Genomic DNA, 25,170 nt, shown 5'->3' with positions numbered 1-25,170 from the left:
GAAATTTCATGAAAAATACGTTAAGAACCTTCATTGTTTGAACGAAGTGAGTTTTGAAGGTTTAGTATTTTTTCATGGAATGAAGTTTTGTTTTTTCAAAAGTTATCTGGAATGAACTGTTCTTTATATTTCATTTTGAAGTTGGATCCCTATATATATAAATATTATTAAATTACCATTTCTAAATAAATCATATAACATAAAAAATACAGGGTATACATAAAGTATACCCTATGCTTTATTTTTCAATTGGCTTCATTGTTGGGAAGAAGATCACATCTCTAATGGTTGGGGAATCTGTAAGAAGCATAACCAGTCTATCAATACCGATTCCAATACCTCCTGTAGGAGGAAGACCTACCTCAAGAGCATTTAGAAAATCTTCATCCATCATAGCTGTTTCATCGTCTCCTAATTCTTTCTTTCTCAATTGAGCTTCAAATCTTTCTCTTTGATCTAGTGGATCATTTAATTCTGAGAATGCATTTGCAATTTCCCAAGTATTAGCAAAAGCTTCAAATCTATGTGTATAACGAGGATTTTCTGGATCTCTCTTAGCAAATGGTGAAATCTCAACTGGATGATGCGTAACAAATGTAGGTTGTATTATTTTTTCTTCACAGAATTCTTCAAAGAATAAATTAATAATATCTCCCTTTGTCATTTCTTTTTCTACTTCTATTCCTTTTTCCTTTGCAATTTTTCTTGCTTCTTCATCTGTTTCTACTTCCTCAAAGTTTATACCTGTTTCTTCTGTTACCATATCTACCATTCTTATTCTTCTCCACGGAGGTGTAAAATCAATTTCTTGACCCTGGAATGTAACCTTTGTTGATCCGCACGCTGCTATTGCCATTTCTGCAACCACTTCTTCACACATCTTCATCATTACTTCATAATCAGCATAAGCCATATACCATTCAATTGTAGTAAATTCTGGGTTATGCTTTGGAGACATTCCTTCGTTTCTAAACAATCTTCCAATTTCATATACACGATCAAGACCACCTACAACCAATCTCTTAAGATGTAGTTCTGTAGCAATTCTCATATACATATCAATATCTAATGTATTATGGTGAGTAATAAATGGTCTTGCATTAGCCCCTGACGCTACCGAATCAAGTATTGGTGTTTCTACTTCTAAGAAATCACGATCATCTAAGTATTTTCTTAATGCTTTTATAGCCTTTGTTCTAGCTATAAAAGTCTTTTTCACTTCTGGGTTTACAATCAAATCTACATATCTTTGTCTATATCTTAATTCCTTGTCTTTTAATCCATGCCATTTTTCAGGAAGTGGCTTTAGTGATTTTGAAAGCAATTTTACATCTGTTGCTCTTACAGATATTTCTCCTTGCTTTGTTTTAAAAACAGTTCCTTTAACTCCTACAATATCTCCTATATCATATGTAACAAATACATCATATTCTTCTTCACCAATAGCATCTTTACGAACATAGGATTGCATTCTTCCCTGCTTGTCTTGTATATCAATAAAAGCAGCTTTCCCCATTGTACGCTTTGCCATAATTCTGCCTGCAATAGAAACTTCATTTCCTTCCATTGTTTCAAAAGCATCTTTTATATCTTGGCTAAAATGTGTTTGGTCATATTTTTCTATCTTGTATGGGTCTCTTCCCATTTCTCTAAGCTTTTTAAGCTTATCCCTTCTCACCTGAAGTACTTCACTGAGATTCATTTCTTCACTCATCTTTTGTACACCCCCAAATTATCTTTTAATTTCTAAAATCTCATATTTAATAATACCATCTGGCACTTGTACAGTTACAATATCTCCAACTTTACTTCCTAATAAACTTTTTCCTACTGGAGCTTCATTAGATATTTTGCCTTCATACGGATCTGCTTCAGCTGACCCTACAATGGTGTATTCTATCTCTTCATCAAATTCTAAATCTTTTACTTTTACAGTTGTTCCAATATTTACAGTATCTAAAGAAATGTCTGCTTCATCCAATACTTTTGCTTTTCTCAGCATCATTTCAAGCTTTGCAATTCTCTCTTCTACTTGAGCTTGTTCATTCTTTGCTTCATCATATTCTGAGTTCTCACTAATATCTCCAAAAGCAATTGCTTCTTTTATTCTCTCTGCTACTTCTTTTCTTCTAACTGTTTTTAGATGCTCTAATTCATCCTCTATTTTCTTTAATCCTTCACGAGTTAATATAATCTCCTTCTCACTCATTGGTTTCCTCTCCTTTTCCACAATTTAGAACAAAATCTTTAAAAAGATTTGTTAATAATTATATGTCCCCAAAATAAATTTATTCTTAAAAACGAATGGAAAACATTTCTATTGTACTACAATAAGCACTGTTAATACAGTGCTTTTTATAACACACGATGAATTTTCAAAATTTTTTATTCATTTTTCTACCATATGCGAAATATTATAATGTACATGGTATACATTGTCAAGCTTTACTACAAAGATTAGCTGTGTTCCTTTTGGAAATTTTTTGAAAAATCCATTAGATTCTTCACTATTTCTTTTTTTGTTTGTAGAGTATTTATATTCCCTCGAATTTTAGCAGAATTTCTTATTCCTTTTAGATACCATGCTATATGCTTTCTAATCTCTCTAACAGCAATATATTCTCCTTTATTTTCAATAAGCATTTCTAAGTGTTTTAATGCCATTTGTATTTTTTCTTCTACAGTAGGTTTAGGAAGTATCTCTCCCGTTTTCATATAATGTGCTACTTGTTTAAATATCCATGGATTTCCTTGAGCTCCCCTTGCAATCATAACTGCATCACAATTTGTAATTTCTTTCATTTTTATTGCATCTTCTACAGTAAAAATATCTCCATTTCCAATAACAGGAATCGATATAGCTTCCTTTACCTCTTTTATAATATGCCAATCAGCTTTTCCTGTATAAAATTGTTCTCTTGTTCTCCCATGAACAGCAACAGCTTTTGCACCATTTTCCTCTGCAATTTTGGCAATCTCTACTGCATTTATAGAGGATTCATCCCAGCCTTTTCTAATCTTTACTGTTACAGGCTTATCTGTTGCATTTACTACAGCTTTTATGATCCTTCCAGCTAATTTAGGATTTTTCATAAGTGCTGAACCATCTCCATTTTTGACTATTTTAGGTGTAGGACATCCCATATTAATATCTAATATAGCATTTTCATGATCATTTAATTTTTCTGCTGCTTTTGCCATAACCTCTGGTTCACTGCCAAAAACTTGTAGAGCTACTGGTTTTTCTTTTTCATCTATCTGTAGAAGCTTTACTGTTTTTTGATCATTATAGTACAATCCTTTACAGCTTACCATTTCTGTATAGACTAAACCTACTCCTTGTTCCTTGCACAATAATCTAAAAGTCAGATCTGTCACTCCTGCCATCGGTCCTAAAAATACATTATTTGCTAATTCTACATTTCCAATTTTCATTTTGCTACCACCTACTCTTTATATATATATATATCATCAACATAAAAAAAGAAATATATAAAGATAAGTGAATGACTTCGATAACTTTTGTTTTTTCAAAAGTTATCTGGCATGAACTGTTCTTTATATTTCGTTTTGAAGTTGTTTACCTATATAAACAATAGTATAATTAGGGTCATTCTTAGAAACAATTCTAAAAAATGACCCTAATTGATTACCTTTTATTTCTCTCATAAATAATTCTAAGTCCATCAAGGGTAAGCATTTTATCTATTGCATCAATCATCTTAGATTCACTCATTATAAGACTTGCAAGTCCTCCTGTAGCAATCACCTTTGTATGAGAATCTCCTAATTCTTCTTTCATTCTACACACAATATAGTCCACTAATCCCACATATCCATAAACTATTCCCGACTGCATACTGCTTACTGTATTTTTGCAGATGACTTTTCCGGGCTTTACAAGCTCTACTCTAGGTAATTTAGCTGCATGCTGAAACAATGCTTCACTAGATATTTTTATTCCCGGAGCAATTGTGCCTCCCAAATATTCTCCCTTCTTTGAAATAGCACAAAATGTAGTGGCAGTTCCAAAATCAACAATAACTAAAGGACCACCATACTTTTCATATGCTGCAACAGCATTGACAATTCTATCTGCTCCAACTTGCTTTGGATTATCATATTTTATATTCATTCCTGTTTTGATGCCAGGTCCTATTACAATAGCTTTTTTATTACAATATTTTAATGCTGTATGTTCGAGTGTATACATAATTGGCGGTACAACTGATGAAATAATTACATCCTTTACATCCTTAAGACTTAATCCTTCATATTGAAATAATTGATTGATGAGCATACCATATTCATCCGAACTCTTAGATTTATCTGTTGCAAATCTCCAAAAATGCAATAATTCTTTTCCTTTATAAGCTCCTAAAACAATATTTGTATTCCCGACATCAAACGCTAATAACATATCTTCGCTCAACCTTTCTCACTTGTTCTTTATATGTAATTTTCTTTCTATATGTTATCATCTGCTCAATTCTTTTGCAATAAAAAATTAACCTTTGATTCATGCATTATTTCCTATTAACAATTTTTCTATACATAATCTACAATCCCCCTGACAGAGACTTCCCCTGAAAAAACCTTCTCGATAACTCCCGACTGATTTTTTATAAGGAGTTGTCCATCTTCTGTTAAGTCAATAGCCTTTGCTACAACTTCTTTTTCCTTATTTTTAATTTTAACTTCTTTTCCTAAAGTAACAGAATATTTTTTGCAAATTTCAATGCTCTTTTTTATATTTTTATTGTATGTAAAATCTGAATACAATTCTTCAAAGCTATGAAGTATTTCCTTTACAATATTTTTTCTCGAAACAGTCCTTCCAACACAAGCCTTAATAGATGTTGCAATACGCCTAACTTCTTCTGGAAAGTCTTTCGTATCCATATTCACATTAATACCGATTCCTACAACTATATAGTTTACTGAATTCAATTCAGCACTCAGCTCTGTGAGAATTCCACATACTTTTTTCCTGTGGATAATAATATCATTTGGCCATTTTATCCCCACATCCTCCCCAATAATCTTCCTTAAACCACTCGCAACAGCAGCTGCTGTGATTTGTGTGATTTTTGCAGCTTCCGTAGGTGCTATATTAGGCCTTAAAATAATAGACATCCAAATACCTGTCCCCTTAGGCGATACCCATGTTCTTCCCAGTCTTCCTCTTCCACCAGTCTGCTCCTCAGCAATAATTATAGTACCCTCAGCAGCACCTTCTGATGCCATTTTTTTTGCCATATTATTTGTAGAATCAATAGATTCAAAATGATAAATTTTACTACCAATATTTTTACTTGCTAATTCTATTTCAAGAACATCTGCATCTAATGTATCTGGCTCTTTAGTCAGTCGATATCCTTTTCTTGAAACAGATTCTATCTCATATCCTTCTTCTTTTAATTGTTTTATATGCTTCCATACAGCTGTTCTTGTTACTCCTATTTTCTTACTTAACTCCTCTCCTGAAATAAAAGCATCTTTGTTCTTCTTTAGGGCTTCTAAAATATTTTTTTTCATCCATCCACATCCCCTTCATCCTTACTCCTTACGTTTTAATAAAAATATTATACTATAAAAAGCAGAAGCATATTTGAAAATACACTCCTAAAAAAATAAACAGGCAAATAAAAATCTGCCTGTTTATATATTACCCAAACAATGAAAGCATAACTCCTGCTGCAACTGCCGAACCAATAACACCTGCAACGTTAGGACCCATAGCATGCATCAATAAGAAGTTTGAAGGATTTTCTTTCTGTCCAACTACTTGTGAAACCCTAGCTGCCATTGGAACTGCTGAAACACCAGCTGAACCAATAAGTGGATTTATTTTTCCACCTGAAAGCTTGTTCATAATCTTTGCTAATATCACACCTGCTGCTGTACCTACTCCAAAAGCTAATACACCTAAGAAAATAATCTTTAATGTCTGTGCTGTTAAAAATGCCTCTGCTGTAGCAGTAGCTCCTACTGAAAGTCCTAATAGAATTGTAATAATATTTATTAGCGCATTTTGTGCAGTATCTGCAAGTCTACCAGTAACTCCTGACTCTTTAAACAGGTTTCCAAGCATTAACATACCTATTAATGTTGCTGCTGGTGGAAGCATTAAAGATACTACTAATGTAACTATAATAGGGAATAATATTTTTTCTGTTTTAGAAACGGGTCTTAATTGATCCATTTTAATCATACGCTCTTCTTTTGTTGTTAAAAGCTTCATGATCGGTGGTTGAATGATTGGCACTAGTGCCATGTATGAATAAGCTGCAACAGCAATTGCTCCTAATAATTCTGGAGCTAGTCTCGAAGCTAAAAAGATTGCTGTTGGTCCATCTGCTCCTCCAATAATTCCAATAGATGCTGCTTGTTGTCCTGTAAACCCCCACAAAATTGAACCGATAAACGTAGTAAAAATACCAAATTGAGCTGCTGCTCCTAATAATAAAGCTCTTGGATTCGCAATAAGCGGTCCAAAATCTGTCATGGCTCCTACACCCATGAAGATAATTGGTGGAAATATTCCTAATTCATCTCCTTGGAAGAAATACCATAAAAGTCCTCCTGGTTGACCATGTTCTCCATGTGGCAGCATCATATTCGCATATGGCAAATTTGTTAAAAATATACCAAATGCAATCGGTACTAATAGTAACGGTTCAAAGCCTTTTTTGATTGCTAAATATAAAAGCACAAATGCAATAAAAATCATAACAATATTTAAAGGATAGTCTTTAAATCCATAAAAACCGGTACTTTGTAAAAATTTTATGATAGTTTGTACCATTGCTACATCTCCTTTCTTTTTGGTTTTGGGTACATGACTATCCTAATACTACCAATGTATCTCCTGCATTGACAGAAGCACCCTTACTTGTATTGATAGCTACAACCTTACCAGCTGCAGGTGCCATGATTTCATTTTCCATTTTCATAGCCTCCAGAATTAATAATACTTGTCCGTTTTCTACAGTATCTCCTACATTTACCTTTATATCTAAAATCGTTCCTGGCATTGGAGCTGTCACTGTATTTCCTCCAGCTGGAGCTGGCGTTGGTGCTGCTGGCTTTTGTGCTGGTGCTGGCTTTGGCGCTGCTGGTCTTGCTACTGGTGCTGTAGGTCTTTGTACTGGTGCTGAAGCTATAGCTCCGCCAACTTCTTCTACTTCCACTTCATATGCTTTTCCGTTTACAGTTATATTAAACTTTCTCATTTTTATACTCCTCCTCTAAGCTTTTATCCATAATATAAATGTTCTAGTAGTTATTATTCATCTGCTCCATCCTACCCATTCTCCCCCATACTGGTGTTGAATCGCTTACTCTTGTAATGTTTCTTACAATAATATTATGGGTAGAAGTTTGAAGACTTGCTGCAATAGCTGCAGTAATTACTGCAACTAATTCTTCTTCATCATCTTCTTTCTCTAGCGCTAATTCTGGTTTTATTGCTGAATCCTCGACAACCTTTTTCTCTTCCTTCTCCGTTTTATTAAGCATTTTAGACATTACTATAATCAATCCCCATAGAATACATAATGCTACAAAGGTTACAGTCATCCCAAGGAACATTACCTGCAAAGAAGCTAGCATTTTATCTCCATCAGATAGATTATGTATTAAATTAGGGTCTTTAAATTTATCTAACAACGATAATTTATCCATGTTTTCACCTCTCTTTTTACTATTTCAACTTGTAAAATTAATAAAACAAATATTATTATTTTTATATTTCAGCATGTTTTTATTAATTTTACTCCTTATAGAGGAATATTTCCGTGTTTTTTAGCAGGTCTTGTTTCTCTCTTTGACATAAGCATATTAAATGCATCTACAAGTCTTGGTCTTGTTGTACTTGGTTCGATTACATCATCTACATAGCCTCTTTCTGCTGCTTTATAAGGAGTTGCAAATTCAGCTGTATATTCTTCAATTTTTTTCGCTCTTTCTTCGGCTGGATTTTCTGCATTTTTGATATCCTTTCTAAAGATAATATTTGCAGCACCCTGTGGTCCCATAACAGCAATCTCAGCGCTTGGCCATGCAAGTACTATATCTGCTCCTAATTCTTTGTTACACATTGCAATATATGAACCACCATATGCTTTTCTTGTAACTAATGTTACCTTTGGTACTGTTGCTTCACTATATGCATAAAGCATTTTTGCTCCGTGTCTAATAATTCCGCCGTATTCTTGATTTGTTCCTGGCAAGAAACCCGGTACGTCTACAATATTAAGCAACGGAATATTAAAAGCATCACAAAATCTTATAAATCTCGCTGATTTGTCAGAAGCATTGATATCTAAACAACCTGCAAGGAATTTTGGTTGATTTGCAATAATCCCAACAGTATTTCCATTAATCCTTGCAAAGCAAGTAATAATATTTCTAGCAAAATACGGTTGAACCTCGTAATAATCACCGTCATCTACAATTCTAGATATAACATCAAACATATCATATGGTTTGTTTGGATTATCTGGAAGTAGATCATCAAGTTCTGGAATAAGTCTGTTAATATCATCTTCTGTTTCATAGTGAGGAGCTGTCTCCATATTGTTAGATGGTAAGAAGCTAAGTAGTCTTCTAATTTGCATGATACAGTCTTCATCATCTTGAGCGATAAAATGCGCAACTCCACTTGTTGAATTGTGTGTCATTGCACCACCTAAATCTTCAGCTGAAACTTCTTCACCAGTAACTGTTTTAATAACCTGTGGTCCTGTAATAAACATTTTACTAGTTTGATCTACCATATAAATAAAGTCTGTTATTCCTGGAGAGTATACAGCTCCACCTGCAGAAGGTCCCATAATTGCTGATATTTGAGGAATTACACCCGAGCAAATAGTATTCCTAAAGAATATTTTCCCATATCCTGAAAGGGCATCTACTGCTTCTTGAATTCTTGCTCCTCCTGAATCGTTTAGTCCAACAACCGGCGCTCCTACCTTCAATGCATTGTCTAATACTTTTACTATTTTTGCTGCATGCATCTCCCCTAAAGAACCTCCAATAACTGTAAAATCTTGGGCAAATGCATAAACTAGTCTTCCATCAACCATACCATATCCAGTAACAACCCCTTCTCCTGGAGCTTCTTGGCTTTCCATTCCGAAGTTTGTACATCTATGCTTTACAAAAGCATCTAATTCAACAAAAGTACCTTCATCAAATAATAAATTTATTCTTTCTCTAGCAGTAAGCTTCCCTGATGCATGCTGCTTATCAATTCTCTTTTGTCCACCACCAAGAGTAATTTTTTCCTTACGTTTACGCAAATCTTCTATTTTTTTGTTTGCCATTTGTCTAACCTCCTATCACTTGTGAAGCTGTCACATTTGACAGCTGCGAACTATTTTCTTTCACTTAGTTCTAACAATACACCATTTGTACTCTTTGGATGACAAAATGCAATTTTTGCACCACCAGCACCATATCTTGGTTTTTCATCAATCATTCTAACACCTTTTTCTTTTAATTCTTTGATTGCTTCTTCAATATTTGGCACTCTTAGTGCAATATGTTGAAGTCCTGCTCCTTTTTTCTCAATAAATTTTGCAATAGGACCATCTGGATCAGTAGATTCTAATAATTCTATTTCACTGTCTCCAACAGGCAAAAATGCTACTTTTACTTTTTGTTCTTCCACTATTTCCGTTCCTTGTAATTCAAGTCCTAATATTTCTTGATAAAATTTTAAACTCTCTTCAAGATTTTTTACAGCAACACCAATATGGTCAACTTTTAATACTTTCATTTTTCATCCTCCTCATTTTTTAATATTTCCATAGGGTAATAACCCTTAACACATCATACACTACCATTTTCAAAATTACAATTTTTCTTGCATTTTAGCTTTTCAAGCTCTATGCTTTCTTGATTTTTTCCAGTACAATTTCTGCCGCAGAATATGGGTCAGATTTTCTTAAAGCAACATCTTTTGCTAATTGGTTTACCATTTCCTCTTTACTTGATTGATCTAATATCATATTCATCAATTTCTGCTGAATCAGATCTACAATCTCTAGCTTGCTGTTTTCTGTTCTTTTCTTTTCTAGCTTTCCTGTTTCTCTTAAATGATTCATATGCTCTTTAATGTGTGCCAATAATTCATCTATCCCTTTATTTTCGACAGCAATTACCTTTTGTACAGGCGGTCTCCAGTCAGATTTATTGAAATCTAGCATCATTTCAATTTCTGTTGCAGTTCTTTTTGCACCGTCTCGATCTGCTTTATTTACTGCAAATACATCTCCTATTTCCATAATCCCTGCTTTGATTGCCTGAATGTCATCTCCAAGACCCGGTACCATTACCATAAGCGTTGTATCTGCATTTTTTGCAATATCTACTTCAGACTGTCCTACCCCTACTGTTTCAATGAATATATATTCCGCACCATATATATCTAAAATCTTAACAGCAGCAGCTGTAGCCTTAGACAATCCTCCTAAATGCCCTCTTGTTCCCATGCTTCTTATGAAAACACCTGAATCCATACTTAGTTCATTCATTCTAACTCGATCCCCTAATATTGAACCTCCTGTAAAAGGACTCGTAGGATCAACAGCAATAATCCCAACCCTTTTTCCTTCTTTTCTTAACGCTTTTACAAGTTTATCTGTCAATGTACTTTTACCTGCTCCCGGAGGTCCTGTAATCCCTATAACATGTGCATTACCAGTTTTTTTATATAGTTTTTTTAATATTTCAATAGCCTCGCTGTCATGATTTTCTGCCATTGTAATCAATCGTGCAACAGCTCTTTTTTCTCCTTTTAATAATCTCTCTGCTAAATCCATTGACCCACCACCTATTTTCTAAACATACTATAATTGCAGAATACAGACCAATTGGTCTGAATCTGCACTTATAGTTATGTTGATTATTTTCTTTTAATATTATTTTTGATATAATCTATCGTTACTGAAGTTGGTGTTCCAGGGGTAAATACTGCTTCTATACCTTTTTCTTTTAAGAAAGGTATATCATCATCAGGAATAACGCCTCCACCAATTACTAAAATATCATCTACATTTTCTGCCTTAAGAAGCTCTACAACATTTGGAAGTAATGTATTGTGTGCTCCAGATAAAATACTCATCGCAATACAATCTACGTCCTCTTGAATAGCAGCATTAACAATTTGCTCTGGTGTTTGTCTTAATCCAGTATAAATAACTTCCATCCCTGCATCTCTTAACGCTCTTGCAATTACCTTTGCTCCTCTATCATGTCCATCAAGTCCTGGCTTTGCAACTAATACTCTAATAGGTCTATCCATAAATTTTTCCTCCCTCATTTAATCTTCCCAATTCTATTTATATTTAACTTTTTATAATTGTACGCTCTGTTGATATTCTCCAAAAACTTCTCTCATTACACCACATATTTCTCCTAAAGTAGCATACGCTCTTACAGCATCTAAAATATATGGCATTAAGTTTTCATCAGTTTGACAAGCGCCTCTTAAAGCTTCTAGTCTTTCTTTTACTAATTCATTATCTCTTTTCGCTTTTAGTTCTTGAATCTTTTTCTTTTGTAATTCTCCAACAGAAGGATCTACTTTTAATAATCCTTTAGGTGCTTCCTCTTCGATTTGGAATTTATTCATACCAACAATAATTCTCTTTCCAGTCTCAATATCCTTTTGATAGTTATATGCTGCATCCATAATTTCTTGTTGAATATATCCATTGTCAATAGCTTTTGGTGCGCCACCCATTTCATCAATTTTCTTAATATATTTCATCGCTTCTTCTTCTATTTCTTTTGTTTTTGCTTCAATATAATATGAACCTGCTAATGGATCTACTGTATCAGCAACACCACTCTCATAAGCTACAATTTGTTGTGTTCTAAGTGCAACTCTTACAGAGTCTTCTGTAGGAAGCGCCAATGCTTCGTCTTTAGAATTTGTGTGTAGTGATTGAGTTCCACCTAAAACTGCCGCAAGTGTTTGAATAGCAACACGAACAATATTGTTTTCTGGCTGTTGTGCAGTAAGTGTAGAACCACCTGTTTGTGTATGGAATTTAAGTGCCATTGATTTAGGCTTCTTCGCTCCAAATCTTTCTTTCATTATTCTTGCCCATAGTCTTCTTGCTGCTCTATATTTAGCAACCTCTTCCAAAATATCATTATGTGCATTAAAGAAGAAAGAAAGTCTCGGTGCAAATGTATCTACATCAAGCCCTGCTTTTATTGCAGCTTCTACGTAAGCAATACCATCTGCAAGTGTAAATCCAACCTCTTGAGCAGCAGTTGAACCAGCTTCTCTGATGTGATATCCAGAAATTGAAATCGTATTCCATAATGGAACATTCTTAGAGCAGTATTCAAATATATTTGTAATTAAACGCATTGAAGCTTCTGTTGGGAAGATATACGTTCCACGAGCTATATATTCTTTTAATATATCATTTTGGATTGTACCTCTTAGTTTATCAGGTGTTACACCTTGTTTTTCTGCCACAGCTATATACATAGCTAAAAGCACTGATGCTGGTGCATTGATGGTCATAGAAGTTGAAACTTTATCTAGTGGAATCCCATCAAACAAAATTTCCATATCTGCTAAAGAATCTATTGCAACTCCAACTTTTCCAACTTCTCCTTCTGATAATGGATGATCTGAATCATACCCAATTTGCGTTGGAAGGTCAAATGCAACAGAAAGTCCCATTGATCCTTGCTCAATTAAATATTTATAACGTTTATTAGACTCTTCTGCAGTAGCAAATCCTGCATACATACGCATTGTCCAAAATCTTCCTCTATACATAGTAGGCTGTACCCCTCTAGTATAAGGGAAGCTCCCTGGCATTCCTAAATCTCTTTCATAATCAAAATCTTCAATATCAAGAGGGGTATAGAGTCTATTTACAACTGACCCTGAACCACTTTCAAATACTTCTTTTCTTTCAGGTCTTTTTTGTATAGTTTCTGCTACCTTTGCTTCATAAGCATTTAAACTTTCTTTTACTTTGGCTAGTTTCTCTTTTTCAAACATATTTTTCCTCCTTTTTAAAGCTTATATATTTATCTAATATATTTTTAGCATACCACAAATTATAATCTTTTGTAGTAAGTTCAGCAAAGTATATGTGTATACATTCTGTTATATAACATACATGTGTGTTTAGATACAGATGTACGTTATTTTATTGTCATACTTCCTGTCTGCAAAAATCTTTCATGCCATGATAATGCTTCACCCATCATATGCGGCTCATGCATAAACCTTCCTTTTTCAGCTCTTTTTAGATAATCCATAAGAATATCTCTATAATCAGGATGTGCACAATTTTTTATAATCTTTCTTGCTCTTTCTCTTGGTGAAGTTCCCCTCAAGTCAGCAAGTCCCTGTTCCGTTACCACAACACATACGTCATGCTCTGTATGATCTACATGAGATACCATAGGCACAATAGAAGAAACATCTCCATTTTTTGCTGTAGATACAGTTGTAAAGATAGATAAATATGCATTTCTTGTAAAATCTCCAGATCCCCCTATACCATTCATCATACGAGATCCCATTATATTTGTTGAATTTACATGCCCATAAATATCTACTTCTATTGCTGTATTCATAGCAATCACACCAAGTCTTCTTATCACTTCAGGATTATTACTAATTTCCATTGGTCTTAAAATACAATGCTTTGCATAGTGATCTATATTATCTAGAAGTCTTTTTAAGCCTTCCTCTGATGGTGTAAATGACGTTCCAGAAGCAACAGTTACTTTTCCAGCATCAATAAGATCAAACATAGCGTCTTGAATCACTTCTGTATAACAAGTAAGATTTTCAAACTTAGACTCAACAAGTCCTCCTAAAACCGCATTAGCAACAGAACCAACTCCAGATTGCAATGGTAATAAATCTTTAGGAAGTCTTCCCATTTTTACTTCATGCTCTAAAAAATCAATTATATAGCCTGATATCTTTTTTGAATTTTCATCAATCGCTCCTAATGGTCTCACTTTATCTGCTATATCTGTTATAACAATTGCTGCAATTTTTTCTGGATCACAAGGAATATAAGAAGTACCAATTCTATCTTTAGGATGGGTGATCGGGATAGGTTTTCTGTATGGTGGCCTTTCTGGAATATATATATCATGTACTCCTTCTAGAGCCATTGGTTGACTTGTATTAATTTCAACAATAACTTTTTCAGCATTTTTTACAGCATGAGGTGCAACTCCAACAGAAGTAGTAGGAATAATACCACCTTCCTCAGTTATAGCTAATCCCTCAACAATTGCTATATCTATTTTACCAAAGAATCCATAATCTACAAATTGTGGAACATGGCTTAAATGCATGTCTTGATACATTAATTTCCCTTTATTTATAGCATCTCTTGAATATTTATTTGTCTGATATGGAAATCTTCTTTTCATTACACCGCTTCTTGTTAATGCACCGTCTAATTCATCTCCTACAGAGGCTCCTGTAATAATAGTTACTCCTATTTCTTCTCCTTCTTCAGCCCTTTTAGCAAGAGCTAATGGTACTGCTTTAGGATATCCAGAAGGAGTAAAACCACTTGTAGCTATAGTCATTCCATCTTTAATCAGCATAGCTGCTTCTTCTGCAGATACTATTTTCCCTTTTAAATCCTCTCTTCTAATTCTGTTTCCTAACATATAAATCGTCCTCCTTTATATTCAACATGCCTATTTATAATTTATGTTTTTAAAAGTATTCCTTGTATTTGAATACTTTTATTATCCCTACAAAATACATAAATTATTTTTTCTTTCTTGGTACATATACCAATTTACATAGGCAAATTATGTAATATTATTGTGAAAATCACCATGCCTAATAACGCAGCTGGGTAAGTTGCACCATATCCTGCAGCAGGGTCATCACTACCAATAGCATCAACAGCAGCTCCAAGTCCAGGTGTTGATGTCATCCCTCCACAAATAGCTCCAGATAACATGATCCAATTAATTTTTAATACATATCTTCCTACAAAGAAACCAATTGTCATTGCCATTATACCTACTACTAATGCTACAACTGCTAAATACCAACCTCCACCAAATACAGCATCAAATACTTTAAAACCATATCTCAACCCTACAATAGCTAAGAAAAATGCAAGAGATAATTGTCTTACAACACCTAATATCTTGTTATTCATTCTAAAGTTAAGAAATCCTATTTTTCCTATATGTCCAAGAATTAACGAACCAATTAATACTCCACCTGTAGAACCTAAACCAAAATCCCCCAGATATGGAAGATATATTTTAATTTTGCCTATAGTATAACCAAAGAAACAAGCAATTGCAAATGCTGTAAGATCAAAGCTGGTTTCTTCAATTTCTTTTCCTTCTGTTTTTGATTTTGCTGCTGCCATTTCCTTTCTTAGTTGTTCCTGTTCTCTTTGTACATCCATACCAAAGATTTTAGGAAAGAAATTTACACAAAGAATAACTATTAATACTCCAATAGGATATCCTATAGCATGACCTACTCCAATCCCCGCTTCTGCATTTTTTATTAATTGTGCTTTTTGCGCTTCCGATAACAAAGGTGTATTTTCTGGGGTTAACTTCCCTGTTGAATCGATTACATTTAAAATTTTTGCCTTATCCTCATCCTTCAGCGTATCATATACTTCAGCTTTATGCATCGCATGTCCTCTTGCTGTTTCAATAGCTGCTGCAAGTCCTGGCGAGCTTGTAAGCGCCCCCGTATAAACACCTGATACTTCATATGGATTAGAATTTACTCCTAACAATGGACTCATCAATGTCATACCATAAGTAGATGCCGCTCCTAAAAATGTAATAAAAAATCCTAAAAGAACAAATTTTGCTCCATATTTTTTAAGAACAGTCCCCATATCCTTTGCTGCTAATAACCCTACTGCTGCAACAAATAAAATAAGAAATAAATAGAAAAAACCCTTATCAATCACTCCTGTTTTTATCAATTTCTGTGCTGAACTATATCCTGCATCGCCTTCAGCAAATCCCTTTGCATATCCAAGTACCCACCAGCCTATTAAAAGTCCAGCAAACAATGTTCCAGATACACCAAAGTTAAATTTACCGAATTTTATTTTTCCAAATAACATTCCAATAAATACTGATATAAACATTAATATAAATGGATTCATCAGCCAAGCTGCTACATCAAATTTCATATTATCTCCTCCTCTTTATATTTTTGTACTAAACCATTCCCTGTAATCGTTTTCCCGGTACACCTCCTATTTCTATAGTTAAAAAACTTATTCTTTTTATTTTGTGTATATAATAAAATTTAAATGCAAAAACTATTCCAATTGGATAATATTTTAAAACGTCTAATTTACAAGCTTTTGTTTTTTAGAAAAGTCAAAAAAAATATACAAGTGGTAAATTTTTTACCACTTGTGGTTCAAATGTTTCCATATTTTATTTATGAATACTGTATTTTTCTATTTTTCTTCTCAATGTTACACGAGAAATCCCTAAATGTTTGGCTGTTTTTGAAATATTCCAGTTATTTTCTTTTAACGCTATATTAATAGCCTGCATCTCAATATCTTCAAGATTGCTACCTATTATAAGACTACCTTTATTTTCACTGTGCTTGCTTATGATATTTTCAGGTAAATTTTTCACATCGATTAAATTTTCTTCTTGAAAAATCATCACCCTTTCTATAAAATTCTTTAATTCTCTTACATTTCCCTTCCATTCATAGCTTTTACAAATTTCCATAGCTTCTTCTGTCATTCCCCGTACCTTCTTATTTAAAGCCACATTATATTGATCAATAAAATAATTTATTAATACTTCTATATCCTCCCTTCTTTCTCTTAAAGGCGTTGTGTATATTGGAACTACATTCAATCTATAGTACAAATCTTCTCTAAAATTTCCTTTTTCTATTTCTTTTAATAAATCTTTATTTGTCGCTGCAATAACATTTGCACGAAATTCAATTTCTTTTATTCCTCCTATACGGCGAAATCTTTTTTCCTGCAGCACCCTTAAAAGCTTTGCTTGAAGGAGTATATCCATATCTCCAATTTCATCTAAAAACAAGGTCCCCTCATTTGCTTCTTCTATAAGTCCCTTCTTAAGCTGTTTTGCATCAGAAAATGCACCTTTTTCATATCCAAACAATTCACTTTCTTGCAGATTTTTAGGAATTGCAGCACAATTCAACGCAACATAAGGTTTATTTTTTCTTATTCCATTAAAATGGATTGCTTTTGCAATAATTTCTTTTCCTGTTCCACTCTCTCCTTGAATCAATATAAACGTATCATAAGGTATATTCCCTATCTTTTGAGCAATACATTTCACCTCATGTATTGCCTTACTTTCTCCAATGATTTTTGCTATTTGCTTCTTTTCCTGATAAGAAATCTCTTGTGCCTTTTTGATATATTTTATATTATCGTTTATGCTTTCTTTAATTTCTTCTATATTAAAAGGTTTTGTAAAGTAATCATTTGCACCTAATTTCATAGCTTCAACAGCAAGCCTTACCTCACTAATATAGGTAATAATCATGACAATATTTTCTTTATCCTTTTTTCTTATATACTTTAATACATCGATCCCGCTAATTCCTGGTAAATGAATATCCACAATACATATATCTGGTCTTTCTTTATCAAAAATCTTAATTCCTTCTTCACCAGAAGCTGCTGTTAATATTTTTATTCCTAATTTACTTAAAGCTACTCGTAGAGACAATCTTATACTTTTTTCATCATCAATAATTAATATTTTCATCTGTCTCCCCCTTAAAGGATAATGTAAATTCTGTATACTTTGAAACTTCACTCTTTACAGAAATAGTTCCTCCATTATCTGTTATAATTTTATGAACAATAGAAAGCCCCAATCCTGTTCCATCTTCTTTCGTTGTAAAAAAAGGATTAAAGATTTTATCAATCTTTTGCTCACTTATGCCTTTTCCATTATCTCTTATAGAAACCATCAATATACCTTCAAATATTTGCACTTTTATTTCAATAATTCCACACATATCTACTGCTTGGATACTGTTTTTTAGTATATTCACAAATGCCTGTCTCATAGCAGACGGGTCTACTTTTATAAAAGGGATTTGCCTTGGAAAATTTTTTATCACTCTTATAGTTTTATATTTTATCTCTGGTTTTAAAATGTTAATGGCACTATCTATAATATGCAATATATTGATATATACCTTTTTATTATTATTCATACGGGTAAACTCTAAAAAATTAATCACAATATTATTGAGCATATCTACTTCTTCTCTTATCGCATCAATTAGTTCTTCCCTTAAACTTTCATCCACCACATGATCTTTTAACACCTCCAAAAGATTTGTCATTCCTGCTAGAGGGTTACCTATCTCATGTATAATAGATGAGGATAATTCTCCAATAGTTTTTAAGCGGTCTTCTCTTCTTAATTGTTGTTCTAGCATCTTAATCTGAGTTAGATCTTTCATAAGACAAACTAATCCAATAGATTTATCCGAATCATCATATATAGGAGAAATCATTATCGTAATCGGAACCTCTACACCATCTATTCTTTTAATTTTATATTCCTCTTCAATCACCCCATGTATATTAGAATACTTATCAAAAATTGCTTTCGGTAATTTTATACCCTCTAATAATTCGCTTACATATTTCCCAACAATATTTTCATTCTTTATCCCTGTAATCTTTTCAGCAGCTCTATTAAAAATCACTACTTGCTCTTTATCATTAATAACAAAGATCCCACTACCTGCACTTCTTAATATATTTTTTAAATATTTTCTAGTATCCTTTTCTCTTTTATGAGAACTTTTTAAATCCTCTATTTTTATACTCAATTCCTTACTCATCCTACAAAAAGCAAGCTCTAATTCTCCAATTTCATTATTTTTAGTCACTTTAAAGCCTTTCATACCTTCATGAATATCCTTACTAATATTTCTTACATACTCTACTAATTTTTCAATAGGTTCTGTAATTGTATATGCTAAAGATATACTTAAAAAAAAAGCAATAGCAATAATACTAAAAATCAATGGTATGAGTTCATATTGAATTTGTTTAATTTCTTTTCCTATATACTCTTCATTTCGTTCGACCATAACCATTCCTTTATAATTTTCAATTTTACTAAAGGACACATATACGCTATGTCCATCACTTTGATACTGCCCCACTCCTTGTGAATATTTTTTTAATATTTCTTCTAACTCTACGACTTTATTTTCTATTTCAATATTTCTTTTTAATACAATCTCTTTGAACATTTCATTATGATCTGGACTAACTAACACCTTGCCTGCTCCGTCAACTACATAAATTTTCCCATCATATGACTTTTGTGTTTTTTCCACAATCTTACGAATAGCTTCTAAAGGAACACCTCCACCGATAATCCCTCTTATTTCTCCTGTATACTCATCTAATATTGGAGAAACAATCATAATATGAGGCTGATTCAATATACTGCTTATAAAAACCTTGCTTATATATGTTTCTTTATTCTTAATAAGATGCTTATAATATTCTCTTTTTACATAATCTCTACGATAAATAACATCATTATGAGGAACACTATAAGTAATTCTTCCATCTGGTGTCATATAAAACATTACATCTAGCCATCTATAGCTTTTATAAATTTGGTTAATTTCCTTCTTTATTCTTTCCATATCCTCTACATCAGTATTTTGCGCAACATATTTCACCGTATTTTTAGCATCTGATAAATACTGATTGATTTGATCAGAAATCATATTTGCAATAATTGTATTTTTATTGATTATATGTCGTCTCATTTGTTTGCTAGCAATCCTATACGTTACATAAGTACTTCCTATTACAGCAAATAAAACCAAAGTAATAATCAATATGGGTATTTTTACCTTTAAACTTTTCACATTATTCACCCTTTTATTCTATCTTTGTATCTATTGTACAAAATATTTAAACAATTTTCTATAAAAAAGAATAGAAACTATCAAGGAAAGTGATATAGACATAAAAACAAAAAATACTCAAACAAAGGAACTGCAAAATCAAATAAAACAAATTGACGCTCAGATACAACAGCTCAAAATTGAAAAAATGAAGAATAAAGTTAAACCAAAAGAAAATGAAGAAAGTCAAAAAAAAGAAAGTCAACAAGAAAAGATTAAAAGAGAAATCATGGAAGAAAAAGGTGTGAGCTATACACCAAGCATGAATGGATTACTAAAGGTAAAAAATAATTATTCACAGTATCGAAATCTAAGTAAATAAGGTTTCTTTATATACAACCTGAGCCTTTTGATTATACAAAAGGCTCTATTTATTAAATACATGCTACTCCATCTTCCTTAGCCGCTTTCATAACAGCTTCAGCTACTGCTATTGCTACCTCTTTGTTAAAAGGATTTGGAATAATTTTTTCTACACTTAATTCACTTTCATTTAAAACATTTGCAATAGCAAAACTAGCTTTCACCTTCATATTTTCTGTAATCTGCTTTGCTCTTGCATCAAGTGCCCCTCGAAAGATCCCTGGAAATGCTAATACATTATTAATTTGATTTGGATAGTCCGATCTTCCTGTTCCAACGATAAATGCACCTGCCTCCTTTGCATCTTCTGGCATAATTTCAGGAACAGGATTTGCCATAGCAAATACAATCGCATTTTCATTCATAGATGATACCATTTCTTTTGTTACAATATTAGGTGCTGAAACACCTATAAAAACGTCTTTATTTTTCATAATATCTTTTAAATTCCCTTTTTGTTTTTTAAGATTAGTCACTTTTGCAATTTTCTTTTGTGCTTCATTTAGCCCCTCTGCTCCATCGAATATCGCTCCATTTTTATCGCAAAGAACAATATCCTTAACCCCTGCAGTTAGTAGCAGCCTTGTAATAGCTATACCAGCCGACCCAGCACCATTAATCACTACTTTTATATCATCCAATCTTTTATTTGCTAGTTTTAAACCATTAATCAATCCTGCTAATACGACAATAGCCGTTCCATGCTGATCATCATGAAATACAGGAATATCCAATTCCTGATTTAATCTTTTTTCGATCTCAAAACAACGAGGTGCTGCAATATCCTCAAGATTTATTCCCCCAAACATTGGCTCTATCATCTTAATAGTTCTTACAATTTCATCTGTATCTTTTGTATTTAAAACTATCGGAAAAGCATCAATACCTGCAAAGCTTTTAAAAAGTACTGCCTTTCCTTCCATAACAGGAATCGCTGCATAAGCACCTATATCCCCTAGCCCTAAAACAGCTGTTCCATCGCTCACTACTGCTACCATATTTCCCTTTGAAGTATACTCATAAACAGCATCTTTATTTTTATGAATCACTCTGCAAGGCTCTGCTACTCCAGGAGTATATGCAGTAGATAAATCATCCTTATTTTCCAAAGCTACTTTACTTTCTACTGAAATTTTTCCCTTATTTTCTTTGTGCATTTTTAAAGCTAGTTCATTATAGTTGATCATTTATTTTTCCTCCTCTAATATTTCATATTTTTCTCTTTCTGTTTCATAAAGATTGTTCCCTTCATGATCTATGACAACAATTACTGGGAAATCTTCTACCTCTAATTTTCTAATAGCCTCTGTTCCCAAATCTTCATAAGCAATGATCTGTGCTTTTTTTATCGCATTAGCAATAAGAGCTGCTGCTCCACCAATTGCAGCAAAATATACAGCTCCTTCTTTTTTCATTCCCTCTATTACCTTCTGACTTCTTAGTCCCTTTCCAATCATTCCAGTTAATCCCTTATTCAGAAGTGGCACCGTTAAATCATCCATACGATAGCTAGTAGTAGGTCCAGCAGAACCAATAGGTTTTCCCGGCTTTGCAGGAGTTGGTCCTACATAATAGATTATAGCATCTCTTACATCAAAAGGTAGCTCCTCTCCTTTATGTATCGCATCTACCAATCTTGCATGAGCTGCATCTCTTCCTGTATAAATAGTACCTGATATATAAACTGTGTCTCCTGCTTTAAGCTTTTTTACCTTTTCTTTTGTTAATGGTGTAGATATTTTTTTTATAGTCATATTGTTCACCTCACCTATATGATAATTTCTTCATGTCTTGCAGCATGACAGTTAATATTTACAGCCACAGGCAATCCTGCTATATGTGTTGGATAACTTTCTACATGTACAGCTAAAGCTGTTGTATTTCCTCCTAAACCCTGAGGACCTATTCCTAAATTATTTATTTTTTTTAATAGAATCTTTTCTATATCTCTTAAATGCTCTTTTTCATTATAACTCCCAATAGGTCTTGTTAATGCTTTTTTTGCAAGCACTGCTGCTTTATCTATAGTTCCTCCTATCCCAACACCTACAACAATAGGTGGACATGGATTAGGTCCTGCATCCATCACCGTATTAGTAACAAAGTCTATAACCCCTTTTACACCATCTGAAGGCTTTAACATTTTTGTTCTGCTCATATTTTCACTACCAAATCCCTTTGGTGCAAAAGTAATTTTAACATTTTCTCCTGGTACAATATCATAATATATGATAGCAGGTGTATTATCCTTTGTGTTTTCTCTTATGAGTGGATCTTTTACTACCGACTTTCTCAAATAGCCATCTTTGTATCCTCTTCTTACTCCTTCATTGATGGCTTCAGTAATGCTCCCTCCAACCAATTGAACAGCTTGTCCAACTTCAACAAAAAAAATAGCCATTCCTGTATCCTGACAAATAGGCATTTCTTCATTTTTTGCAATTTCTGCATTCTTAATAAGAATTTTAATGATTTCCTTTCCAATAGGAGAAGTTTCCTTTTTCTCTGCTGCTTCAAAAGCATTCATAACATCTTCTCCTAAATAAAGATTTGCTTTTATACATAAGTCTCTTACAGCATTTTCAATCTCTTTTACATCTATTTTCCTCATATTCTCACTTCTCCTTTTCTACATTTCATTTTCAGACTATTTACCTATATTATACACTAATTTCAAAAATATCAAATCACTATACAAAAAAAGAACCTACTTCGGTTCTTTTCCTCATCATTTTATTATTTCCTGGGAAATCATCTTATATTCTACATACTTTTTTGTTGCTTTGACTATTTTTGCGCTTTTAAAACCCCCTTGGCACAAAACCAAAGGGGCTTTCATTATTCTTTGTCTAAATCTATATCATCATTACTTTGATCATCTTTTTTTTCTAAGCCAACAAAATTTTGCTCCTCAGTAAATAATTTTTCAAATTCTTCAGCATTTAGCGTCTCAACTTCAAGAAGTGTATTGGCTACAAGATGAAGCTTATCCATATTTTCTTTTAATAAACGTTCAGCTTTTTCATAGCCTTCATCTATAATCAGTCTTATTTCCTTATCAATTTTAGAAGCAATTTCTTCTGAATAATTTCTCTTTGTTGAAAAATCTCTTCCTAAGAACACTTCATCTTCTGAGCTATAAGCAATAGGCCCTAAATTTTCACTCATACCATATTTTGTTACCATGGCTTTTGCAATGCTTGTAGCACGCTCTAGGTCGTTGCTTGCTCCTGTACTAATATCATGTAATACCAATTGTTCTGCTACTCTACCACCTAACAATTGTACAATTCTATCTTCCATTTCTGTCTTTGTAGTATAAGTCTTTTCTTCTTTTGGTAGATACATAGTAAATCCGCCTGCTCTACCTCGAGGAATAATTGTTACTTGATGTACAGGATCTGAATTTGGTAGCATTTTAGCTACAACTGCATGACCAGCTTCATGATATGCTGTAAGCTTTCTGTCCTTTTCACTAATGACTCTACTTCTCTTTTCTGGTCCTGCAATAACTTTTGTAATAGCTTCTTCTATAATACTCATACTTATTTTTTTAAGGTTATTTCTAGCTGATAAAAGTGCTGCTTCATTCATTAAATTTTCAATATCTGCTGGAGTAAATCCTGGTGTTCTTCTAGCTAAAACCTTTAAATCTACATCTTCAGCTAATGGTTTATTTTGGGAATGTACTTTTAATATTTCCTCTCTTCCTTTGATATCAGGAACTCCTACCATTACCTGTCTATCAAATCTACCTGGACGAAGTAATGCTGGGTCTAATATATCAGGTCTATTAGTTGCAGCAATAATGATAATACCCTCATTAACACCGAAGCCATCCATTTCTACAAGTAATTGATTTAGAGTCTGCTCTCTTTCATCATGACCTCCACCAAGACCTGCTCCTCTTTTTCTTCCAACTGCATCGATTTCATCTATAAATACAATACATGGAGCATTTTTCTTTGCTTGTTCGAAAAGGTCGCGAACACGTGATGCTCCTACCCCTACAAACATTTCAACAAAATCGGAACCACTTATACTAAAGAATGGTACTCCAGCTTCTCCTGCAGTAGCACGAGAAAGGTATGTTTTCCCTGTTCCTGGAGGTCCAACCATTAAAATTCCTTTTGGAATTCTTGCTCCCAATTCCATGTACTTTTTAGGATTCTTCAAGAAATCAACGACCTCTTGCAGTTCTTCTTTTTCTTCATCAAGTCCTGCAACATCATCAAAGGTAACTTTTTTTCTTTCATCTTCTTTATGCAGCTTTGCTTTACTTTTCCCAAAGGACATTACCCTGCTTCCTCCCCCTTGAGACTGCTGCATAAATACAAACCAGAATACAACAAAAATTAAAACCATAAATATAGAAGGTAGTATCTCAAAGAACCATGGTGTTTTTGCTGGTGGTTCTCCTTTAACAGTTAACTTTCCACTTTCCATTTGGGGAAGTATATATTTTTCTGTCAATACTTCCGTACGAACAACAGGTGGTATATATGTTTTAAACTCTTGATTATTTTTCAATTTCCCTACAATAGCATTTTCAACTATTGTGATTTCTTTCACATTTTGCTTTTGTAATTGGTTGATAAACTCAGAAACTGATAAATCTAATTTATCTTGTGCTGGCTGTCCGTAGAAGTGTACAATAGAAATGATAATAATAAATATTAGTATATAGAAGCTAGCTCCCCTAAAAAACTTCTTCAACCAAAGCCCTCCCTTCAAACTGTCTTTCTTGAATTTAACATCTTTTAATTCTACCATATTTTCTTATATAAAACAATAAATTAAACTGTCCTTCAATTATTAAATATTTGAAAAAT

Annotated in this window: 22 protein-coding genes; 1 reads left to right on the top strand and 21 read right to left on the bottom strand. The window is 33.1% G+C overall.

Annotated features, from left to right (window positions below):
* Nucleotides 1-238 precede the first annotated feature (238 nt).
* From lysS to KVH43_RS06015, 17 genes are all read right to left on the bottom strand, one after another.
* On the bottom strand, nt 239-1,714 hold the full coding sequence (lysS, locus tag KVH43_RS06095) for a lysine--tRNA ligase (protein ID WP_218283946.1): 1,476 nt from the start codon (nt 1,712-1,714) through the stop codon (nt 239-241).
* Nucleotides 1,715-1,732: 18 nt separating this feature from the next.
* Nucleotides 1,733-2,209 carry a transcription elongation factor GreA gene (gene greA / locus KVH43_RS06090; protein WP_218283945.1) on the bottom strand — a complete coding sequence of 159 codons (477 nt, stop codon included), beginning with the start codon at nt 2,207-2,209 and terminating at the stop codon, nt 1,733-1,735.
* A gap of 248 nt (nt 2,210-2,457) precedes the next feature.
* Complete coding sequence (gene dusB / locus KVH43_RS06085; protein ID WP_218283944.1) at nt 2,458-3,435, bottom strand: tRNA dihydrouridine synthase DusB; 978 nt, start codon at nt 3,433-3,435, stop codon at nt 2,458-2,460.
* 214 nt (nt 3,436-3,649) lie between these two features.
* On the bottom strand, nt 3,650-4,420 hold the full coding sequence (locus KVH43_RS06080; protein WP_218283943.1) for a type III pantothenate kinase: 771 nt from the start codon (nt 4,418-4,420) through the stop codon (nt 3,650-3,652).
* A 128-nt stretch (nt 4,421-4,548) separates the two neighbouring features.
* Nucleotides 4,549-5,538, bottom strand: a complete 990-nt coding sequence (locus tag KVH43_RS06075) for a biotin--[acetyl-CoA-carboxylase] ligase (RefSeq protein WP_218283942.1) — start codon at nt 5,536-5,538, stop codon at nt 4,549-4,551.
* Between the two features lie 130 nt (nt 5,539-5,668).
* Nucleotides 5,669-6,808 carry a sodium ion-translocating decarboxylase subunit beta gene (locus KVH43_RS06070; protein WP_218283941.1) on the bottom strand — a complete coding sequence of 380 codons (1,140 nt, stop codon included), beginning with the start codon at nt 6,806-6,808 and terminating at the stop codon, nt 5,669-5,671.
* Between the two features lie 37 nt (nt 6,809-6,845).
* Complete coding sequence (locus tag KVH43_RS06065) at nt 6,846-7,235, bottom strand: biotin/lipoyl-containing protein (RefSeq protein WP_218283940.1); 390 nt, start codon at nt 7,233-7,235, stop codon at nt 6,846-6,848.
* A gap of 43 nt (nt 7,236-7,278) precedes the next feature.
* A complete protein-coding gene (locus KVH43_RS06060) occupies nt 7,279-7,686 on the bottom strand; it encodes an OadG family protein (RefSeq protein WP_218283939.1) in 408 nt (135 codons plus the stop codon).
* A 95-nt stretch (nt 7,687-7,781) separates the two neighbouring features.
* Nucleotides 7,782-9,329: a methylmalonyl-CoA decarboxylase subunit alpha gene (gene mmdA / locus KVH43_RS06055; protein ID WP_218283938.1), complete on the bottom strand. Its 1,548-nt coding sequence runs from the start codon at nt 9,327-9,329 to the stop codon at nt 7,782-7,784.
* A gap of 50 nt (nt 9,330-9,379) precedes the next feature.
* Nucleotides 9,380-9,784, bottom strand: a complete 405-nt coding sequence (gene mce, locus KVH43_RS06050) for a methylmalonyl-CoA epimerase (RefSeq protein WP_218283937.1) — start codon at nt 9,782-9,784, stop codon at nt 9,380-9,382.
* A gap of 109 nt (nt 9,785-9,893) precedes the next feature.
* Nucleotides 9,894-10,829 carry a methylmalonyl Co-A mutase-associated GTPase MeaB gene (gene meaB, locus KVH43_RS06045; protein WP_218283936.1) on the bottom strand — a complete coding sequence of 312 codons (936 nt, stop codon included), beginning with the start codon at nt 10,827-10,829 and terminating at the stop codon, nt 9,894-9,896.
* An 83-nt stretch (nt 10,830-10,912) separates the two neighbouring features.
* A complete protein-coding gene (locus KVH43_RS06040; protein WP_218283935.1) occupies nt 10,913-11,311 on the bottom strand; it encodes a cobalamin B12-binding domain-containing protein in 399 nt (132 codons plus the stop codon).
* A gap of 51 nt (nt 11,312-11,362) precedes the next feature.
* Nucleotides 11,363-13,039, bottom strand: a complete 1,677-nt coding sequence (locus KVH43_RS06035) for an acyl-CoA mutase large subunit family protein (RefSeq protein WP_218283934.1) — start codon at nt 13,037-13,039, stop codon at nt 11,363-11,365.
* 146 nt (nt 13,040-13,185) lie between these two features.
* Nucleotides 13,186-14,685, bottom strand: a complete 1,500-nt coding sequence (locus tag KVH43_RS06030; RefSeq protein WP_218283933.1) for an acetyl-CoA hydrolase/transferase family protein — start codon at nt 14,683-14,685, stop codon at nt 13,186-13,188.
* 134 nt (nt 14,686-14,819) lie between these two features.
* Entirely contained in the window at nt 14,820-16,202 is a 1,383-nt protein-coding gene (locus KVH43_RS06025) for an aspartate-alanine antiporter-like transporter (RefSeq protein WP_218283932.1), read from the bottom strand.
* A 253-nt stretch (nt 16,203-16,455) separates the two neighbouring features.
* Nucleotides 16,456-17,790, bottom strand: a complete 1,335-nt coding sequence (locus tag KVH43_RS06020) for a sigma-54-dependent transcriptional regulator (protein WP_218283931.1) — start codon at nt 17,788-17,790, stop codon at nt 16,456-16,458.
* The gene (locus KVH43_RS06015; RefSeq protein WP_218283930.1) at nt 17,771-19,936 is read right to left on the bottom strand and encodes a sensor histidine kinase; all 2,166 of its coding nucleotides are present in this window, start codon (nt 19,934-19,936) and stop codon (nt 17,771-17,773) included. Before KVH43_RS06015 ends, KVH43_RS06020 begins: the two co-directional genes overlap by 20 nt.
* Nucleotides 19,937-20,123: 187 nt before the next feature.
* On the opposite strand from KVH43_RS06015, the gene KVH43_RS06010 reads away from it, so the two are divergent.
* A complete protein-coding gene (locus KVH43_RS06010) occupies nt 20,124-20,297 on the top strand; it encodes a hypothetical protein (protein ID WP_218283929.1) in 174 nt (57 codons plus the stop codon).
* Between the two features lie 52 nt (nt 20,298-20,349).
* On the opposite strand, the gene KVH43_RS06005 is transcribed toward KVH43_RS06010, so the two are convergent.
* The 4 genes from KVH43_RS06005 to ftsH form a co-directional block, all read right to left on the bottom strand.
* Nucleotides 20,350-21,522: an NAD(P)-dependent malic enzyme gene (locus KVH43_RS06005; RefSeq protein ID WP_218284091.1), complete on the bottom strand. Its 1,173-nt coding sequence runs from the start codon at nt 21,520-21,522 to the stop codon at nt 20,350-20,352.
* 3 nt (nt 21,523-21,525) lie between these two features.
* Nucleotides 21,526-22,092: a Fe-S-containing hydro-lyase gene (locus tag KVH43_RS06000; protein WP_218283928.1), complete on the bottom strand. Its 567-nt coding sequence runs from the start codon at nt 22,090-22,092 to the stop codon at nt 21,526-21,528.
* Between the two features lie 14 nt (nt 22,093-22,106).
* Nucleotides 22,107-22,949, bottom strand: a complete 843-nt coding sequence (locus tag KVH43_RS05995) for a fumarate hydratase (RefSeq protein WP_218283927.1) — start codon at nt 22,947-22,949, stop codon at nt 22,107-22,109.
* 227 nt (nt 22,950-23,176) lie between these two features.
* Nucleotides 23,177-25,111, bottom strand: a complete 1,935-nt coding sequence (gene ftsH / locus KVH43_RS05990; RefSeq protein WP_218283926.1) for an ATP-dependent zinc metalloprotease FtsH — start codon at nt 25,109-25,111, stop codon at nt 23,177-23,179.
* Nucleotides 25,112-25,170 lie beyond the last annotated feature (59 nt).

Origin of the sequence: Crassaminicella indica, from assembly GCF_019203185.1 — a bacterium.
Taxonomy (GTDB): domain Bacteria; phylum Bacillota; class Clostridia; order Peptostreptococcales; family Thermotaleaceae; genus Crassaminicella; species Crassaminicella indica.
The sequence above is the reverse complement of the archived record's forward strand: the minus strand, read 5'-3'. Positions and strand labels throughout refer to the sequence as shown.

What these genes read in the sequence shown, in the direction of transcription:
- KVH43_RS05995 (WP_218283927.1), bottom strand. Translation starts at nt 22,949, where the DNA reads ATGAGGAAAATAGATGTAAAAGAGATTGAAAATGCTGTAAGAGACTTA.
- KVH43_RS06010 (WP_218283929.1), top strand. Translation starts at nt 20,124, where the DNA reads ATGAAGAATAAAGTTAAACCAAAAGAAAATGAAGAAAGTCAAAAAAAA.
- dusB (WP_218283944.1), bottom strand. Translation starts at nt 3,435, where the DNA reads ATGAAAATTGGAAATGTAGAATTAGCAAATAATGTATTTTTAGGACCG.
- meaB (WP_218283936.1), bottom strand. Translation starts at nt 10,829, where the DNA reads ATGGATTTAGCAGAGAGATTATTAAAAGGAGAAAAAAGAGCTGTTGCA.
- KVH43_RS06070 (WP_218283941.1), bottom strand. Translation starts at nt 6,808, where the DNA reads ATGGTACAAACTATCATAAAATTTTTACAAAGTACCGGTTTTTATGGA.
- KVH43_RS06025 (WP_218283932.1), bottom strand. Translation starts at nt 16,202, where the DNA reads ATGAAATTTGATGTAGCAGCTTGGCTGATGAATCCATTTATATTAATG.
- mce (WP_218283937.1), bottom strand. Translation starts at nt 9,784, where the DNA reads ATGAAAGTATTAAAAGTTGACCATATTGGTGTTGCTGTAAAAAATCTT.
- KVH43_RS06065 (WP_218283940.1), bottom strand. Translation starts at nt 7,235, where the DNA reads ATGAGAAAGTTTAATATAACTGTAAACGGAAAAGCATATGAAGTGGAA.
- lysS (WP_218283946.1), bottom strand. Translation starts at nt 1,714, where the DNA reads ATGAGTGAAGAAATGAATCTCAGTGAAGTACTTCAGGTGAGAAGGGAT.
- KVH43_RS06060 (WP_218283939.1), bottom strand. Translation starts at nt 7,686, where the DNA reads ATGGATAAATTATCGTTGTTAGATAAATTTAAAGACCCTAATTTAATA.
- KVH43_RS06020 (WP_218283931.1), bottom strand. Translation starts at nt 17,790, where the DNA reads ATGAAAATATTAATTATTGATGATGAAAAAAGTATAAGATTGTCTCTA.
- KVH43_RS06040 (WP_218283935.1), bottom strand. Translation starts at nt 11,311, where the DNA reads ATGGATAGACCTATTAGAGTATTAGTTGCAAAGCCAGGACTTGATGGA.
- KVH43_RS06030 (WP_218283933.1), bottom strand. Translation starts at nt 14,685, where the DNA reads ATGTTAGGAAACAGAATTAGAAGAGAGGATTTAAAAGGGAAAATAGTA.
- KVH43_RS06075 (WP_218283942.1), bottom strand. Translation starts at nt 5,538, where the DNA reads ATGAAAAAAAATATTTTAGAAGCCCTAAAGAAGAACAAAGATGCTTTT.
- greA (WP_218283945.1), bottom strand. Translation starts at nt 2,209, where the DNA reads ATGAGTGAGAAGGAGATTATATTAACTCGTGAAGGATTAAAGAAAATA.
- KVH43_RS06080 (WP_218283943.1), bottom strand. Translation starts at nt 4,420, where the DNA reads ATGTTATTAGCGTTTGATGTCGGGAATACAAATATTGTTTTAGGAGCT.
- KVH43_RS06000 (WP_218283928.1), bottom strand. Translation starts at nt 22,092, where the DNA reads ATGACTATAAAAAAAATATCTACACCATTAACAAAAGAAAAGGTAAAA.
- mmdA (WP_218283938.1), bottom strand. Translation starts at nt 9,329, where the DNA reads ATGGCAAACAAAAAAATAGAAGATTTGCGTAAACGTAAGGAAAAAATT.
- ftsH (WP_218283926.1), bottom strand. Translation starts at nt 25,111, where the DNA reads ATGGTAGAATTAAAAGATGTTAAATTCAAGAAAGACAGTTTGAAGGGA.
- KVH43_RS06035 (WP_218283934.1), bottom strand. Translation starts at nt 13,039, where the DNA reads ATGTTTGAAAAAGAGAAACTAGCCAAAGTAAAAGAAAGTTTAAATGCT.